The 15,956-nt window shown below is 72.0% G+C and carries 14 protein-coding genes; 10 read left to right on the top strand and 4 right to left on the bottom strand.

Annotation, left to right across the window (positions count from 1 at the left end):
* Positions 1-72: 72 nt before the first annotated feature.
* Together DDE18_RS17950 and DDE18_RS17945 are read right to left on the bottom strand one after the other, a co-directional pair.
* Complete coding sequence (locus DDE18_RS17950; protein WP_211754623.1) at positions 73-3,276, bottom strand: Rne/Rng family ribonuclease; 3,204 nt, start codon at positions 3,274-3,276, stop codon at positions 73-75.
* Positions 3,277-3,599: 323 nt separating this feature from the next.
* The gene (locus tag DDE18_RS17945) at positions 3,600-4,319 is read right to left on the bottom strand and encodes a TIGR03936 family radical SAM-associated protein (RefSeq protein ID WP_116573655.1); all 720 of its coding nucleotides are present in this window, start codon (positions 4,317-4,319) and stop codon (positions 3,600-3,602) included.
* A 66-nt stretch (positions 4,320-4,385) separates the two neighbouring features.
* On the opposite strand from DDE18_RS17945, the gene DDE18_RS17940 reads away from it, so the two are divergent.
* The 10 genes from DDE18_RS17940 to DDE18_RS24095 all read left to right on the top strand — a co-directional run bounded on the left by DDE18_RS17940 (position 4,386) and on the right by DDE18_RS24095 (position 13,759).
* Positions 4,386-5,162, top strand: coding sequence for a glycosyltransferase family 2 protein (locus tag DDE18_RS17940; RefSeq protein ID WP_116573654.1), 777 nt, complete (start codon positions 4,386-4,388; stop codon positions 5,160-5,162).
* A complete protein-coding gene (locus tag DDE18_RS17935; RefSeq protein WP_116573653.1) occupies positions 5,159-5,542 on the top strand; it encodes a DUF2304 domain-containing protein in 384 nt (127 codons plus the stop codon). Before DDE18_RS17940 ends, DDE18_RS17935 begins: the two co-directional genes overlap by 4 nt.
* Positions 5,539-6,429: a glycosyltransferase family 2 protein gene (locus tag DDE18_RS17930; protein WP_211754622.1), complete on the top strand. Its 891-nt coding sequence runs from the start codon at positions 5,539-5,541 to the stop codon at positions 6,427-6,429. The genes DDE18_RS17935 and DDE18_RS17930 overlap by 4 nt, the downstream gene beginning before the upstream one ends.
* Before the next feature lie 128 nt (positions 6,430-6,557).
* Positions 6,558-7,709, top strand: a complete 1,152-nt coding sequence (locus DDE18_RS17925; RefSeq protein ID WP_116573652.1) for a DegT/DnrJ/EryC1/StrS family aminotransferase — start codon at positions 6,558-6,560, stop codon at positions 7,707-7,709.
* On the top strand, positions 7,706-8,401 hold the full coding sequence (locus DDE18_RS17920; RefSeq protein WP_116573651.1) for an LbetaH domain-containing protein: 696 nt from the start codon (positions 7,706-7,708) through the stop codon (positions 8,399-8,401). Before DDE18_RS17925 ends, DDE18_RS17920 begins: the two co-directional genes overlap by 4 nt.
* 16 nt (positions 8,402-8,417) lie before the next feature.
* The gene (locus DDE18_RS17915; protein ID WP_116573650.1) at positions 8,418-9,521 is read left to right on the top strand and encodes a DegT/DnrJ/EryC1/StrS family aminotransferase; all 1,104 of its coding nucleotides are present in this window, start codon (positions 8,418-8,420) and stop codon (positions 9,519-9,521) included.
* Positions 9,518-11,095 (top strand): DUF2142 domain-containing protein, encoded by a 1,578-nt coding sequence (locus tag DDE18_RS17910; protein WP_116573649.1) that lies wholly within the window; start codon positions 9,518-9,520, stop codon positions 11,093-11,095. The genes DDE18_RS17915 and DDE18_RS17910 overlap by 4 nt, the downstream gene beginning before the upstream one ends.
* A gap of 10 nt (positions 11,096-11,105) precedes the next feature.
* Positions 11,106-12,308: a glycosyltransferase family 4 protein gene (locus DDE18_RS17905; RefSeq protein WP_116573648.1), complete on the top strand. Its 1,203-nt coding sequence runs from the start codon at positions 11,106-11,108 to the stop codon at positions 12,306-12,308.
* Positions 12,309-12,363: 55 nt separating this feature from the next.
* Entirely contained in the window at positions 12,364-13,287 is a 924-nt protein-coding gene (locus tag DDE18_RS17900; RefSeq protein ID WP_116573647.1) for an NAD-dependent epimerase/dehydratase family protein, read from the top strand.
* 4 nt (positions 13,288-13,291) lie between these two features.
* Positions 13,292-13,759 carry an acyltransferase gene (locus DDE18_RS24095; protein WP_116573646.1) on the top strand — a complete coding sequence of 156 codons (468 nt, stop codon included), beginning with the start codon at positions 13,292-13,294 and terminating at the stop codon, positions 13,757-13,759.
* Here DDE18_RS24095 and DDE18_RS17890 read toward each other — a convergent pair.
* Positions 13,733-14,686, bottom strand: coding sequence for a Gfo/Idh/MocA family protein (locus DDE18_RS17890; protein WP_116573645.1), 954 nt, complete (start codon positions 14,684-14,686; stop codon positions 13,733-13,735). The genes DDE18_RS24095 and DDE18_RS17890 overlap by 27 nt on opposite strands.
* Before the next feature lie 57 nt (positions 14,687-14,743).
* The gene (gene lhgO / locus DDE18_RS17885) at positions 14,744-15,952 is read right to left on the bottom strand and encodes an L-2-hydroxyglutarate oxidase (RefSeq protein ID WP_116573644.1); all 1,209 of its coding nucleotides are present in this window, start codon (positions 15,950-15,952) and stop codon (positions 14,744-14,746) included.
* Between the last annotated feature and the right edge of the window lie 4 nt (positions 15,953-15,956).

Raw genomic sequence — 15,956 nt, 5'->3', positions numbered from 1 at the left:
CACGGGTTTGACGTCCCGAAAGCGTGAAGCTCCACGCACAGAGCGTGGAGCTTCACAGCGGGCAGGCCCGGGTCAGCGCTTGCGCGCGCCCTTCTTCTTGATCGGTACGTGCTCCACGTGCGGCTCCGCCGCGTGGGCACCGTCGGTGCCGGGCTCGTGGCCGGCGGTGCCGGGCTCCACCTGGGCCGGGGCGGGAGCGCCGGCGACTCCGACGGGCGCGGCCGACAGCGACTCCTGGGTCTGGGTGATCGGCGGGCCGGCCGGACGGCTGGCGGAGCGGCGTCGGGTGGTCGTGATCACCCGCGGCCGCACTGGCTCGACCGGCTCGGGCTCGACGACCGGCTCGACGACCGGCTGGGCCACCGGCTCGGAGACCTCGGGTGCAGCGGGCGGCTCCGCAGGCTGCTCGGCCACGGGCTCCGCCACCGGCGCAACCTCCGTCGCGGGGGCGGTGTCCGCGGCGGGCTCGCTCGACGGCCCGGGCTCGATGCTCGCGACGCCGGGCTCCGGCGAGACCGGGGCCTCGGCGGGCGGCTCGACCGCGGCCTCGACAGCCGTGCGCTGGTCGGCCTTGCCCCTGCCGGACCTTCCGCCGTCCGCCTTGCCCTCGTCCGGCTTGCCCTCACCACGGGCCTTGGACGCCACGGTCCTGGGCGACGGGGCAGACGTGCCGTTCTCGCCGTCCCCACCCTGGCCGTTGCCACCCTCGCCCTTGGCGCGGCCGCGGGTGCGCCGGCCGCGGCGGTCGTCCTCGCCCTTCGAGGGCTCGACCGGCGTGTCCTGGATGACCACGCCACGGCCCTGGCAGTGCTCGCAGTCCTTGCTGAAGGCCTCGAGGAGGCCGGTGCCGATCCGCTTGCGGGTCATCTGCACGAGGCCGAGCGAGGTGACCTCGGCGACCTGGTGGCGGGTGCGGTCGCGACCCAGGCACTCGACCAGGCGACGCACGACCAGGTCGCGGTTGGACTCGAGCACCATGTCGATGAAGTCGATGACGATGATGCCGCCGATGTCCCGCAGCCGGAGCTGCCGGACGATCTCCTCCGCGGCCTCCAGGTTGTTCTTGGTGACCGTCTCCTCGAGGTTGCCGCCAGACCCGGTGAACTTGCCGGTGTTGACGTCGACCACGGTCATCGCCTCGGTGCGGTCGATGATCAGCGACCCACCAGAGGGCAGCCAGACCTTGCGGTCGAGACCCTTGTGGATCTGCTCCTCGATGCGGTGCACGGCGAAGACGTCCTTGCCGTTCTCCCCCGGCTCGAACCTCTCGAGGCGGTCCTGGAGGTCCGGCGCAACGTGCGCGACGTAGCCCTGGACGGTGTCCCAGGCGTCGTCGCCCTGGATCACGAGCCTGCTGAAGTCCTCGGTGAAGAGGTCGCGGACGACCTTGAGGGTGAGGTCGGGCTCGCCGTAGAGCAGCTGCGGCGCGTTGCCCTTCGCCTTCGCCTCGATGTCCTCCCAGCGCGCCTTGAGCCGCTCGACGTCGCGCGTCAGCTCGTCCTCGCTGGCGCCCTCCGCCGCCGTACGCACGATGACGCCGGCGCTGTCCGGGACGATCTCCTTGAGCAGGGCCTTGAGCCGGTTGCGCTCCGTGTCGGGCAGCTTGCGGGAGATGCCGCTGGTCGTGCCGTCCGGCACGTAGACCAGGAACCGCCCGGCGAGGCTGATCTGGCTGGTGAGGCGGGCGCCCTTGTGTCCCATGGGGTCCTTGGTGACCTGCACCAGGATCGACTGGCCGCTGGAGAGCACCGACTCGATCTTGCGCGGCTGGCCCTCCTTGTGGCCCAGGGCCGACCAGTTCACCTCACCGGCGTAGAGGACCGCGTTGCGGCCCTTGCCGATGTCGATGAAGGCGGCCTCCATCGAGGGCAGCACGTTCTGGACGCGGCCGAGGTAGACGTTGCCGATCAGCGAGGTCTGCGACTCGCGGGCGACGTAGTGCTCGACGAGGACCTTGTCCTCGAGGACGGCGATCTGGGTCAGCTCCTCGCGCTGGCGGATCACCATCACGCGGTCGACCGACTCCCGACGGGCCAGGAACTCCGCCTCGCTCACGATCGGGGCGCGCCGGCGGCCGGCCTCGCGGCCCTCGCGGCGTCGCTGCTTCTTCGCCTCCAGGCGCGTGGAGCCGGCGACGGCTGTGATCTGGTCCTCCGCGGAGCGCGCGCTGCGGACCCGGGTGACGGTGTTGGGCTCGTCGTCGGAGTCTCCGCCGTCCTCGCCGGCCCGACGACGACGGCGACGGCGACGCGACGAGGTGGACTCGCCGTTGCGCTCCTCGCCGGCGGCCTCGCCCGAGTCCGTCGAGTCGCCGGTGTCGGACTCGTCGGCGCTGCCCTCGGCAGCGTCCTCGGACGCGTCGTCCTCGGCACCGGACTGCGCAGACTCGCCCGGCTTGCGGCGGCGACGCCCACCCCGGCGGCGACGCCGGCGCGGTGCGCCGCCCTCGGTCTCGGATTCGGTCTCGGCCTCGGTCTCGGCCTCGGGCTCGGCCTCGGGCTCGGGCTCGGCCTCGGGCTCGGCGGCGGCGGTGTCGGCGTCGGCGTCGGTGTCCTCGACCGCGACCTCGACCGCGACCTCGTCCGCGGGCTCCTCGGCCGGCTTCGCCTCCTCGTCGGCAGGCGTCTCGGCCGGAGCCGCAGCGGCCTTCCTGGCGCTCGTGCGGGTACGGCGAGTGGTCGTCGTCGTGGCCGTGGGCGCCTGGAAGAGCGGAGCGGCGGCACCGGCCGCAGCCTCGGCCGCCCCCGTCGCCTCGGCCTGCTCGACGGCGGCGTCGACGGCCGCGTCGGCCGGCGTGCCGGCGGACTTGCTCGCCGCAGACTTCCTGGCCGGTGCCCGCTCGGCGGTCTTCCGCGCAGCGGTGCGCTTGGCAGCGGTCTTCTTCGCGGGGGCGGCAGCGGTGTCGGCTGCCGCGTCGGCGGAGGCCTCGGTTGGTGCCTCGGTGGCGGCCGGCGCGACCTGCTTGGTGGTGCGCTTGGCTGCCGGCTTCCTCGCGGCGGCCTTCTTCGCCGTCGCAGGTGCGGCCGCCTCCACAGTCGTCGTGTCGGTGGCCTCGGCGGTGGCCTCGGCGGACTCGACGGCCGGGGCCTCGGCAGGAGCAGCAGCCGCCTTCTTCGCGGCGGTCTTCCTGGCCGGCGCCTTCTTCGCAGCGGCCTTCTTGGCCGGCGCCTTCCTGGCCGCGGTCTTCTTCGCGGGCGCCGCAGGCGCCTCAGGCGCGTCGGTGTCGCCGGCTCCGGCCTCAATGGTGGTCGGGTCGGGCTGGTTGTCGTCGAGCATGTGGTGCTCCTCGCGTCCCGGCAGGTGCCGGAACCGTGTCGGCGCCGCGCGACCGGTGGCCGCAGGCGCAAAGCCTTGTCGGTGGCGGCGAGGCCCTCCGCGTATGCGTCGACGGGCGCCGGCCACCAACCTGCCGCGGTCGCAAGGCACTGGGGTGAGCCGCTGTCACCGACCCACCGGCCGCGTCGCGGTCGGGTGACGACCTGCGTCCGAAGTGCCGCACCAGGCTGGTGTGGCGAGAACGTCGTCGGCTCGATCCGGTCGGCACGCCGGCCGGGTCGAACACGGGCGAGTATCGCACACGTCACCCCCTGCGCCCCCATCTACGACAGCGGGTCGGCGATCTCCTGGGTGTCCTCGACGAGGCGCCCCTGCTCCAGCCGGGTCATCAACGGCGCCGGGCCGGCATCGAGCCCGGCGACGTGGCGCAGCGCCGACAGCACGTCGTCCGGCCGCACGGACGGGACCCCGTGGCGCAGGAGGAGGTCGAGCGCCGACCGGTCGGATGACCCCTCCACCGGCTGCACCGAGAGGGCAACCACAGCCCCCCGGGCGTCGAACTCGCGCAGGCCCTTCTTCGTCATCCGCTCGACCAGCACCTCCCCCGCCGCCAGGAACGCGGCCACGGCTCTCCGGGTCGCGTCCGGGGCCACGGGGACGTCGATCCGCCACCGGCTGGCCTCGAGGAGGTCGGCCAGTGAGCCGCCGGAGGACTCCACCACCTGGAGCACGTCCAGGCCCTCGGGCAGCGCCTCGTCCAGCTGCGCGTGGACCTCGGCCGGGTCGAGCACCTCGGCGAGCGCGAGCTCGAGGTATTCCGCCTCGCTCGCCGAGCCCGTCGGTGCGGCACCGGCGTACGAGATGCGCGGATGGGGGTTGAAGCCCGAGGAGTAGGCCATCGGGATGCGGGCCCGGAACACCGCCCGCTCGAAGGCCCGCGAGAAGTCGCGGTGGCTCGTGAAGCGCAGGCGACCGCGCTTGGCGTAGCGGATGCGCAGGCGCTGCACCGGGGGCGGCTGCTGGGGCGGGTCTTGGCGTGGCATCGGGCACAGGCTAGTGCCGGGCAGCGACGGGTCGAGCAGCGCTCTCCCGTTGTTAGGGTGCTCGCCATGTCCACCAGCGGGCCCCGGATCCTCGTCATCGTTCCCGCGTGGAACGAGGAGGAGTCCGTCGGCGCCACCGTGCGCGAGATCACGGCTGCCAACCCCGGAATCGAGGTCCTCGTGGTCGACGACGGCTCCGTGGACCGCACGGCCGAGCGGGCCGAGAACGCGGGGGCACTCGTGTGCCGGCTGCCCTTCAACCTCGGCGTCGGCGGCGCGATGCGTGCGGGATACCGCTACGCGCTCCGACATGGCTACGGCGTGACCGTCCAGATCGACGCGGACGGCCAGCACGACCCAGCATACCTGACCGAGATGGTGGCTGCGCTCGACCACTCCGACATCGTGATCGGCGCCCGGTTCGCCCGCGACGGCGACCCCTACCGCGTCCGCGGCCCCCGTCGGTGGGCGATGGTGCTCCTGGCGGCCGTCCTGTCCCGGATCGCCGGCACCCGCCTGACGGACGTGACCTCCGGATACCGCGTCGCCAACCGGCGCGCCACCATGATCTTTGCGATGCACTACCCCGCCGAATACCTCGGCGACACCGTCGAGTCCCTGGTCATCGCCATCCGCAGCGGCTGCAAGGTGGCCCAGTTGCCCGTCGACATGCGCCCGCGAGCCGCCGGCCAGGCCTCGGCCTCGCCGGTGAGGGCCGTGATCTACCTGAGTCGCGCGGTCGTCGCGCTCGGGCTCGCCCTGGTGCGGCGCTGGCCCGCGACGTACGACGAAGGCGTGGAGCACCAGCCCCAGGTGGTCGGGGCAGGGGTGGACGCCTCATGACCAGCGCGACCGTGCTCGGCGTCCTCGGCGCGCTCGTCGTGATGGTGACGCTCTTCGAGATGCTCCGTCGCCGGCGGCTCCGGGAGAAGTACGCGCTCCTCTGGTTCCTCATCGCCGTCACCGCCCTCCTCGCGGCCGTGGTGCCGGGCCTGTTGCTCGCGATCACCGACCTGCTCGGCATCGCGCTGCCGCTCAACCTGGCGCTCTTCGTGGGCATCCTGGTGCTCTTCCTGATGACCCTGCAGCACAGCTCCGACCTCGGGCGCCTCGAGGAACGCAGCCGCACCCTGGCCGAGGAGGTCGCGGTGCTCCGGCTCGAGGTCGAGCAGCGGCGCAAAGAGCAGCAGGCCGAGCGCGATGCGCCAGCGGAGGACGAGTGACCGAGCCGGTCCTGCACCTGCTCGTGCCGTACTGGGGCGAGCCCGCGCTCCTGGACGCGACCGTGGAGAGTGTGCTGGCCCAGACCGACCCGCACTGGTCGCTCACCATCGTCGACGACTGCTATCCCGACCACACTGCAGGAGAGCGCTACGGCGCCCACCCCGACCCGCGCATCCGCTACCTGCGCAACGAGCGCAACCTCGGCACCGCCGGCAACTTCGAGCGGTGCCGCCAGCTGGTCGAGCACGAGCTGGCGGCCTTCCCCGGCTGCGACGACCTCCTGCTGCCCGACTACGTCGCCCGGGTCCGCGAGCTGCACCTCCGCTTCCCGTCAGCGGCGTTCTTCCAGCCGGGAGTCCGGGTGGTCGGCGGCGACGGCGAGGAGGTCCGGGGGCTGACCGAGCGGGTCAAGGCCTGGCTCGCGCCGGACGGCCCGTTCCCCCGCATGGTGGCCGGCGAGGCACTCGCCACCAGCCTGCTGCACGGCAACTGGCTCTACTGGCCGTCGCTGGCCTTCCGGGCCGACGTGATCCGGGACCGGCCGTTCCGCCCGGACCTCCCGATCATCCTCGACCTGGCGCTGATCCTCGACCTGGTGCTCTCCGGCGAGCAGCTGGTCGTCGACGACCATGCCTGCTTCGCCTACCGGCGCCACGACGCCAGCGCCTCGGCCACCGCCCGCTTCGACGGCCATCGGTTCTCCGACGAGGACCGCTTCCACCACGAGGTTGAGCAGCGCCTGGACGCGCTCGGCTGGCGCAGGGCCCGGCGTGCGGCCCGGCTGCATGCCACGAGCCGGCTCCACGCGCTCACCTTGCTGCCCGGAGTGCTGCGCTCGGGCTCGCGCGAGCAGGTGCGCGAGCTGCTGCGCCACGCGGTGCGCTGATCCGCGGCGGCTGGCGCGGGGGTCAGTGTTCGTCCGGCATCCAGGGACCTCCTCGGCGTGCTTTGGGACGAGGAGGACCCGCCCACTAGGTTGGCCCGCAGTCCCGAGGCCGTCAGGAAGGTCGTCCCATGAGCTCCACCCGCAATGTCGCCCTCGGCCAGCCCACCGTGGGCGAGGAGGAGATCGAGGCGCTGCGCGAGGTCTTCGCCTCCGGCTGGCTGAGCGGTGCCGGACCGACGTGCGTGGCGTTCGAGAAGGAGTTCGCGGTCACGGCCGGCACGGCGCACGCCCTGGCCACCTCCAACTGCGGATCGGCTCTCCACCTGGCCCTCCAGGTGCTGGGGGCGGGACCGGGTGACGAGGTGATCGTCGCCGACTACACCTTCCCCGCCACCGGACACGCCGTCGTCTGGACCGGAGCGACGCCTATCTTCGCGGACGTGCGGCCCGACATCGGCACGATCGACGTGGACGCCGCCGCCGCCCTGGTCACCGAGCGCACCGTCGGCATCATCGCCGTCGACCTGGTCGGCCAGCCGGCAGACTACGACGAGCTGGCAGCCCTGGCCCGCAAGCACGGGTTGTGGCTGCTGGAGGACGCCGCGTGCTCCGCCGGCGCGACCTACAAGGGCCGGCCCGCCGGCAGCCTCGCCGACCTCGCCGCGTTCAGCTTCCACGGCCGCAAGGGCATCACCAGCGGCGAGGGCGGCGCGCTCGTGGGCGACGACACCGACCTGATGGACCGCGCACGCAAGCTGCACACCTACGGCATCGCGCCCGCCGTCTCCCGCGAGGGGCAGTCCGCGCTGGCCGTGCCGGAGTTCGACACCGCGGGCTACAACTACCGGATGTCCGACGTGCAGGCCGCGATCATGCGCGTCCAGCTGCGCCGCCTGCCCGACCTGCTCGCCAACCGCACGCGGGCGGCGGAGGGGTACGCCGAGCGGCTGGCCGGCGTCGAAGGCATCTCCCTGCCCGTGTTGCTCGACGACCGGACCCACCCGTGGCAGTCCTACCTCGTCACCGCACAGGACGGCGTCGACCGCGACCGCGTGGTGATGGCCCTGCGCGAGCGCGGAGTCGGCAGCAACATCGGCACCTACTCCAGCCACGTCCAGCCCGTCTACGGCGCCACCCGCGACTGCCCCGTGGCCGCGCGGCTCTTCCGCACCCAGTTCGCCCTGCCCATGCACGCCAACCTGACCGACGACGACCTCGACCACGTCGCCGAGCAGCTCCGTGAGGTGCTCGCGGCGGCAGAGGTGCGCACGTCGGCATGAGCAACCGGATCCACCCCACCGCCGTCCTCGGCCCGCAGGTCGAGCTCGGCGAAGACAACGTGATCGGCCCGTTCTGCGTGCTCCAGGGCCCCGTCGTCCTGGGCGACTCCAACTTCCTGGCCTCCCACGTCTCCATCGGTGGCGCGGCCGAGGTGCGTGGTCACCGGTTCGAGCCGTCGTGGGAGGACGACTACGACGGCCAAGGTGTCCGCATAGGCTCCCGCAACGTGTTCAAGGAGTTCGTCGCGGTCAACGGCGGCTGGGCGCACACGACCACGGTGGGCGACGACGGCTTCTTCATGGGCAAGGTGCACCTCAACCACGACGTCACCGTCGGTCACGAGGTGACCATCTCCGGGGCCGCTGTCGCGGCAGGGCACGTCACGATCGAGGACGGGGCCAACCTCGGGCTCGGCACCACTGTGCACCAGCGCCGCACCGTGCCGGCCGGGTCGATGATCGGCATGCAGTCGGCCGTCACGCGCGACCTTCCGCCGTACGTCGTGAGCATGGGCGTCCCGGCGCGTCCCGCGCGCCTGAACACCCACCGCCTCGACCGGCTCGGCGTCTCCCCGGACCACCACGCGCAGCTCGAGGCCGTGCTGCTGGCGGGATCCACCGACACCGCCGGCCTCCCCGACCTCATCCTCGCTCCGATCCACGCATGGCACGAGCGCCGTGCCACCAGCTGATCCACGAAAGGCCACCATGTCCGAGACCTTCATCCCCGCCGCCAAGCCGATCGTGGGCGAGGAGGAGCGCGCGGCGGTTGACCGCGTGATGCGCTCCGGCATGATCGCCCAGGGCCCCGAGGTCGCCACGTTCGAGCAGGAGTTCGCCAGCGCGGTGACGGCCGGCCGCACCTGCGTGGCCGTCAACTCGGGCACCTCCGCCCTCCACCTCGGCCTCCTCGCGGCCGGGATCGGGCCCGGTGACGAGGTCATCGTCCCGTCGTTCACCTTCGCCGCCACCGCCAACTCGGTGGCCCTCACCGGCGCCACCCCTGTCTTCGCCGACATCGAGCCGGACCACTTCTGCCTGTCCGCCGACGCCGTCAAGGCCGCGATCACCGAGCGCACGGCCGCAGTCATGCCCGTGCACCTCTACGGCCACCCCGCGGACATGGACGCCCTGGGCGCCGTGGCCCAGGAGGCCGGGATCCGCGTGTTCGAGGACGCGGCGCAAGCGCACCTGGCCACCTGGCAGGGGGCGCCCGTCGGCACCTTCGGCGACTTCGCGATGTTCAGCCTCTACCCCACCAAGAACATGACCTCGGGCGAGGGCGGCATGGTCTCCTGCGCCACGGAGCAGATCGCCCGCTCGGTCCGCCTCCTGCGCAACCAGGGCATGGAGAAGCAGTACGCCAACGAGGTCGTCGGCTTCAACGCGCGGATGACCGACATCCATGCCGCCGTCGGCCGGGTCCAGCTCACCAAGGTCGGTGCGTGGACGGAGACCCGCCGTGCCAACGCCGCATTCCTCGACGCCCACCTCGAGGGCGTCGTGGTGCCCCCGGTCGCGGAGGGCGCCACGCACGTCTACCACCAGTACACGATCCGGGTGGACGGTGCCGATCGCGACCGCATCGTCACCGCCCTGCACAAGGAGCACCAGGTCGGCTGCGGGGTCTACTACCCCATCCCCAACCACCGGCTGGCGTCGCTGGCGCACGTCGCGCCGGACGTCGACCTGCCGGTGACGGAGGAGGCGGCCCGCGAGGTGATCTCGCTTCCGGTGCACCCCAGCCTGACCGAGGCCGACCTGCACCGCATCGTGACCGGCGTCAACGCCGTCGCAAAGGCGGGTGCATGACCGCCCCCACCACAGAGGCACCCGGCCTCAGGCGACGCGTCCGGCTGGAGACGCTCGGGCTCTTCCTCGTCGGAGCCGCTCTTCTCACCCTGTGGTCACTAGCCACGCCGCAGTGGAGCTCCCCCGACGCCCCCTCGCACGAGACAATGGCGTACTCCGTGGGGCACGGTGAGCTCTGGCCCGAGCGGTCCGACGAGTTCGGATCGGGAGTGACCTCGAACGCGATAGTCGTCGTCCCGCAGGGGATCCTCGACAGCGCCGCCTCGGCGGGGTGTACCGCGTTCCAGATGGACGTGCCCGCGTCTTGCCTCGCGCCGATCGGACCCAGCGAGAAGCCGGGCGAGATGCTCAATCCCGCTGGCCGCAACATCCCGACCTACTACCTCGTCACGGGATGGCCGTCGACGCTGGTCCCGGTGGAGTGGTCGATGGCGGCCAACCGCGCGGCGGCCATCTCCGTCGCCGCCCTCTTCCTGGCGTTGGGGCTCGGCGCCGCGATGAGGGTCCGCCAGCGTGGCCTGGCGCTGGCAGGCTGCGCCGTCTCGCTCACCCCAATGGCGCTCTACCTGGGTGGCGTCCTCAACCCGAACTCCGGGGAGATTTTCGCCGCCTTCGCCATGGCGGCCACCTCGCTGGCCGCCGTCAAGGTGAACGACCCCTGGCTGTCCCGGGTGCTCGCGAGGCGTGCCATGCTGGCCGCGTCCTTCATGGTGGCCGTGCGGATGCTCGCTCCGGGGTGGCTGGCGATCTGGGTCGCCGCGCTCGTCGTCGCCCTCGGCTGGCCCGCGTTCCGCCGCTTGGCCCAGCACGCCGGGAGGTGGGTCTGGGCGCCCGTCGTGGCCGTGGTGGCCCAAGCGCTCTGGACCATCTTGTCCGGCGTCAGGGACACCCAGACGACCCCCCAATTCGACCTCTCGCTGCTCCAGCGGCTGGAGCTGGCGCGAGAGCACATCGGTGCCGACGTGATGCGCCAGCAGGTCGGCACCTTCGGCTGGCTCGACACCCTCATGCCCGACGACGCATACCTGCGGTACCTGACGGGAGCGGCTCTCATCCTGTCCGTGCTGTGGCTACGCCTCACACCCCGCACCCTGATCGCCCTGCTGGCGCTCGCCCTCGCCGTCTACTCGGCCCCCATCGCGCTCGAGGCGTTGCAGTGGAACGCCAACGGACCGGTGTGGCAGGGCCGCTACACGCTTCCCCTCACGGTGATGCTGCCGGTCCTCGCCGCCCTCGGTCCCGAACGGGCCCCGGGCCTGGCGCGCCCGAGCGGCAACGCGGTCGCCCTGGTGGGCCTGGGGCTCGTGCTGCTGGCCAGCGCCCACATCGAGGGCTTCTACACCCTGCTGCGTCGCAACACGTCCGGCATCACCGGCGACGCGTTCGACGGCCCCTGGGAGTCGTTCGCGACCAACGAGCTCACGTTCGCGGCGCTGGTCCTCAGCATGCTGGTGGCTCTCGCGGCCTTGTTCGTCGCGGTCGCGACGGACGGCCGCGTACCCCTGCGGCGAATGCAGCCGGCACCCGCCGAACGGCCCGCCGTCCACGACCGTCCCACCCTCGAACAGCACTAAGGAAGCCGTCATGCGCATCGTCGTCGTCAACAACTTCTTCCCGCCCCGTGTGGGAGGCAGCTCGCACCTGAGCGACTCGCTCGCCCGCGGCTACGCCCGCCGCGGCCACCAGGTGCTCGTGCTGACGGCGGAGTACGGCGACGCGCCGGCCGAGGAGGTCCGCGAAGGTGTCCGCATCGTGCGGTTCCCGGCGAAGACGCTCCCGGAGAGCCGGATCAACGTCTCCTTCGACCTCTCCTTCGCCACGAGGCCTGGCCTGGCGCGGCGGCTCGACACGATCCTCGACGAGTTCGGCCCGGACGTGGTCCACCAGCACGGCCAGTTCATGGACCTGACCTGGGCCTCGGGCAACTACGCCCGCCGTCGCGGCGTGCCGACCTTGCTCAGCATCCACACTCGCCTCGAGAACCCTGCCGCGCACTACCGCCGGATCTTCCGCGGCCTCGACGCGCTCATTGTCAAGCCGATGATGCGCCGGCACCGGCCGCGCCTGGTCGTCATGGACACCTACATGCAGGACTACATCACCGACCGCTACCGCGGGGCGTACCGCGACACCGTCGCGATCCCCGTCGGCGTCGACCCGGTATGGATCCGCGCCGGCGACGCCGCCACCGGTCGTGAGCTCATCGGTGTCGAGGCGGATCGCCCGCTGATCGTCTCGGTCGGCCACGTCATCCCTCTCCGCGACCGCGTCGGCATCGTCGAGGCCCTCCCCGCGGTGCTCGAGAAGCACCCCGACGCGGTGCTCGCGGTCGTCGGTCGCGTCTACTACAACCACTTCCTAACTCGCGCCGAGGAGCTCGGCGTCTCCCACGCCGTCCGCAGCCTGGGCGCCGTCCCGAAGGCATCGGTGCCGCACCTGCTCGCGGCGGCGGACGTCGAGTGCCACGAACAGGGCGACGGTCTCGGCACCGCCACGCTGGAGTCGATGGCCGCCGGCGTCCCAGTCGTCGGCTGGGGCCGCCTGGACAACTTCCCCGGCGTCGAGCTCGTCGAGGGACGCGACATCCACCTGTGCCCGCGCGGTGACGTCCGCGGCCTCGGGGAGCGCCTCCTGCGCGTCCTCGGCGACCCGGCCGCGCGCGCCACCATCGGCGCCAGCGCGAGCCGCGTCGTCGACGAACACTTCGCCCTCGAGCGGGTCCTCGACAAGCACCTCGACACCCTCGCTGACCTCGCTGCCGCCGGCAACCGCACCAGCGTCCGTTGATAACCTGCGAGCGCCCCATCGGCCCCCGCACCCGACCTTCCAGGAGCGCCTTCCCATGACCTCGAAAGAGACCGTCTTCTTCACCGGCGGCGCCGGCTTCATCGGCATGCACGTCGTGCCGATGCTGCTCGAGAAGGGCTACAAGGTCCGGATCTTCGACAACATGTTCCGCGGCGATCGCGACGCGGTCGCCGCCCTCGGCGACGGCGTCGAGCTGATCGACCAGGACGTCCGCTACGGCGGCGCGGTGCACTCGGCAATGAAGGGCTGCAGCAGAGTCATCCACGCGGCCGCGGTGTCGATCAACAAGAGCCAGGCCGACCCGTACGAGTCGATGGACATCAACATGATCGGCAACCACAACGTGTTCGCGGCCGCGGCCGACCACGGCGTGGACCGGCTGGTCTACTGCTCCTCGGCGTCGGTCTACGGCGACCCGGATAAGCTCCCGATGCATGAGGACGACACGCTGTCCCCCCTCACGCCCTACTGCATCGCCAAGCGCGCCGGCGAGGATCTCCTCGGCTTCTACGAGCGGCGCAACGGGCTCTCCTGGGTGGCCCTGCGCTTCTTCAACGTCTACGGCCCCGGCCAGAAGACGACGGCCTACTACACGTCGGTCATCAACCACTTCGTCAACCGGATCCGCAACGGCGAGCCGCCGGTGATCGACGGCAAGGGCGAGCAGTCGATGGACTTCATCCACGTCCACGACATCGCCCGCTCCGTCGTGCTGGCCCTGGAGTCGGACCAGGCCAACGTGCCGGTCAACATCGGCACGGGCATCGACACCTCGATCGCCGACCTGGCCCGCATCCTCATCGACGCCGTGGGCGCCGATGTCGAGCCGATCTTCAACCCGCGCGACGTGCTCGTCAGCCGCCGCGCCGCGGACGTCACGCGAGCCAAGGAGGTCCTCGGCTTCGAGCCGACGATTGACGTGGTCAAGGGGATGACCGACCTCATCCGGGCCGACTGAGCCCGTGAGCGGGTCGCTGCCGCCCAATCCGTGGAACGAGCACGCCTGGGTGGTCGGTGAGCCCGTGGTGGGCGACGGCACCTGGATCGGCGCCTTCACCATGATCGACGGGTCGGGCGGACTCAGGATCGGCTCGGGCTGCGACATCTCCACCGGGGTGCAGATCTACACGCACTCCACGGCGAAGCGCTGCGTGAGCGGGCGCCGCTTCGCCGAGATCGAGCGCCGGCCGGTCGTGATCGGCGACCGCGTCTTCGTGGGCGCGGGCGCCATCATCAACATGGGTGTCACGATCGGCGACGAGGCCGTCATCGGGGCCGGCGCCGTCGTCACCCGGGACGTGCCGGCCCGCGCGATCGTCGCCGGAGTGCCGGCCCGGGTCGTCGGTCAGGTCGAGCTCGACGAGGCCGGGACCCCGACCTTCGTCACCGGCGCTGGCGCCGCCTCAGCCGACGCGAGCGGCGAGGGCTGACTCCACCACCTGGTGCGCAGGCAGGATCGAGTCGCGCTCCCGGTCGACGTCCGCCGTGCCCTCGATCAGGTCCACGAAGTGGTCCAGCTGGCTGACCAGCGGCTCGGCGCCCATGATCTCCGGCACCTCCATCTCGGTGCGCTGCCGGAAGCCGAAGTGGCCGACCTCGGTCTCCTCCACCGAGGCGTGCCGATAGACGGTGACACCACGGCGCAGCAGGTCGACTTCGATCATCTTGTCGAGCTCCCAGATCACCATGGTGCGGGACTTGCGCTGGCCGATCCGGCTGGCCGACACGGTCGCGATGCCGCTGCCGAAGCGCATCACGGCCTCCATCACGTCCTCGGCACCCGGCAGAGACGAGGGGTGGAACTCGCCCACGGCGACCTCGACGGCATCGGGGTGACCGCCGCCGAAGGCCTGCACGACCAAGTCCACGTCGTGCACGAGCAGGTCCCAGGCGACGCCGGTCCGGATCCGGGGGGCGTACGGCGAGTGGCGCTCGCTGCGCACGTGCAGGGCCTCCTCGACCATGCCCAGCGCCACGCGGACCGCCGGGTTGAACCGCTCGAGCAGGCCGCACATGAGGGGCGTGCCGGCATCCTCGGAGGCGGCGATGATCTCGCGGGTCTCCTCCACCGACGGACAGATCGGTTTCTCCACAAGCAGGGGCAGCCCGACCCGGATCACCTCGCGCGCGAGACCGTGGTGGTACTCGGTGGGCGCGGCGATCACTGCGGCGTCCACGTCGCCGAGTCCGTCGAGCTCGGGCGCCCACGCGGCGCCGTACATCTCCGCCGCCGCGCGGCCGATCTCCTCGTGGGGGTCGATGATGACGGAGAGGCTGGTGCGCGGGCTGGTCGCGATCACGCGCGCGTGGTTGAGGCCCATCGAGCCACAGCCGACGAGAGCGATGCGGTGCGTCATGGTGCGTCAGTCCTTCGTATCGGGCGTCCGGACAGTCTGTCAGGGCCGCTCTGCCGGTCAGGCGTTGGCCGGGTCGAGGGCCTGGCGGGCCAGGTGCTCGCCGATCGGCAGGGCCGAGGTGGCCGCCGGCGAGGGCGCGTTGATGACGTGGAGGGTGCGCGGCGTCCTGCGCAGCAGGAAGTCGTGCACGAACGAGCCGTCGCGCAGCACTGCCTGCGCCCGGATGCCGGCCTCGCGCGGGGTGAGGTCCTCGGCCCGCAGGCTTGGGCAGTACTTCTGGCACGCCTTGAGGTAGCCGCCCTTCCACAGGGAGTTGCGCAGCTCGCGTGCACCGGTGCGGGCGTGCTGGCGCGCAACGGCGTACATGCCAGGGAAGCTGACGACGTCCCAGGCGTCCCGCCGCTGGAAGGAGAACTTGCGGTAGCCCTCGCGGGCCAGGCCCAGCACGGCGTTGGGCCCGACGTTGAGCCCCCCGTCCACGGTGGGCGTCAGGTGCACGCCGAGAAAGGGCAGCGACGGGTCCGGGATCGGGTAGATCAGGGTGGAGACAAGATCGGCACGCGCGGGCACCACGTCGTAGTACTCCCCGCGGAACGGCACGATCCGGAAGTCGACCTCGAGGCCCGCGAGCCGCGCCAGCCTGTCGGCCTGCACCCCTCCGCAGAAGACGACGCGTCGGGTCTTCAGCTCCTCGCCCGCCGCGGTGCGGAGCACGACCTGATCGGTGCCCTCCACGACGCCCACGACCTCTATGCCGGTGCGCAGCACGCCACCGAGGCCCTCGACCTCGCCGGCCAGCGCTTGGTTGACCAAGCGGAAGTCGGTGATGCCCGTGCCCGGCAGCCAGAGCGCCCCGAGGCCACGGACGTGCGGCTCCCGACGGGCCAGCTCCGCCGCGTCGACCAGCTCGGCCTCGATGCCGTTGATCCCGGCGCGCTCGTGCAGCCTGTGCATCCCGGCCACCTCGCGCTCGTCGGTGGCGACGAGGAGCTTCCCGGTGCGCCGGGTGGGGATGCCGTGCGCGGCGGCGAACTCCTCCGTCAGGCGGGCGCCCCGACGGCACATTTCCGCCTTCAGGCTCCCCGGCTCGTAGTAGATGCCGCTGTGGATGACGCCGCTGTTGTGGCCGGTCTGGTGCACCCCGAAGGCCTGCTCCTTGTCGAGCAGCAGCACGCCTGCCCCCGGCCGCTTGCGCAGGAGGTGCCACGCGGTGGAGGCACCTACGATCCCGCCACCGACGACGACGTAGTCGAACACGCCCTCCATCCGT

It is taken from the genome of Nocardioides gansuensis (genome assembly GCF_003076135.1).
In the GTDB taxonomy this organism is placed as follows: Bacteria; Actinomycetota; Actinomycetes; order Propionibacteriales; family Nocardioidaceae; genus Nocardioides; species Nocardioides gansuensis.
The sequence above is the reverse complement of the archived record's forward strand: the minus strand, read 5'-3'. Positions and strand labels throughout refer to the sequence as shown.

Coding starts and splice junctions, on each gene's coding strand:
- lhgO (WP_116573644.1), bottom strand. CDS start 15,952: ATGGAGGGCGTGTTCGACTACGTCGTCGTCGGTGGCGGGATCGTAGGT.
- DDE18_RS17925 (WP_116573652.1), top strand. CDS start 6,558: ATGAGCTCCACCCGCAATGTCGCCCTCGGCCAGCCCACCGTGGGCGAG.
- DDE18_RS17945 (WP_116573655.1), bottom strand. CDS start 4,319: ATGCCACGCCAAGACCCGCCCCAGCAGCCGCCCCCGGTGCAGCGCCTG.
- DDE18_RS17890 (WP_116573645.1), bottom strand. CDS start 14,686: ATGACGCACCGCATCGCTCTCGTCGGCTGTGGCTCGATGGGCCTCAAC.
- DDE18_RS17905 (WP_116573648.1), top strand. CDS start 11,106: ATGCGCATCGTCGTCGTCAACAACTTCTTCCCGCCCCGTGTGGGAGGC.
- DDE18_RS17920 (WP_116573651.1), top strand. CDS start 7,706: ATGAGCAACCGGATCCACCCCACCGCCGTCCTCGGCCCGCAGGTCGAG.
- DDE18_RS17910 (WP_116573649.1), top strand. CDS start 9,518: ATGACCGCCCCCACCACAGAGGCACCCGGCCTCAGGCGACGCGTCCGG.
- DDE18_RS17915 (WP_116573650.1), top strand. CDS start 8,418: ATGTCCGAGACCTTCATCCCCGCCGCCAAGCCGATCGTGGGCGAGGAG.
- DDE18_RS17950 (WP_211754623.1), bottom strand. CDS start 3,276: ATGCTCGACGACAACCAGCCCGACCCGACCACCATTGAGGCCGGAGCC.
- DDE18_RS17935 (WP_116573653.1), top strand. CDS start 5,159: ATGACCAGCGCGACCGTGCTCGGCGTCCTCGGCGCGCTCGTCGTGATG.
- DDE18_RS17900 (WP_116573647.1), top strand. CDS start 12,364: ATGACCTCGAAAGAGACCGTCTTCTTCACCGGCGGCGCCGGCTTCATC.
- DDE18_RS17940 (WP_116573654.1), top strand. CDS start 4,386: ATGTCCACCAGCGGGCCCCGGATCCTCGTCATCGTTCCCGCGTGGAAC.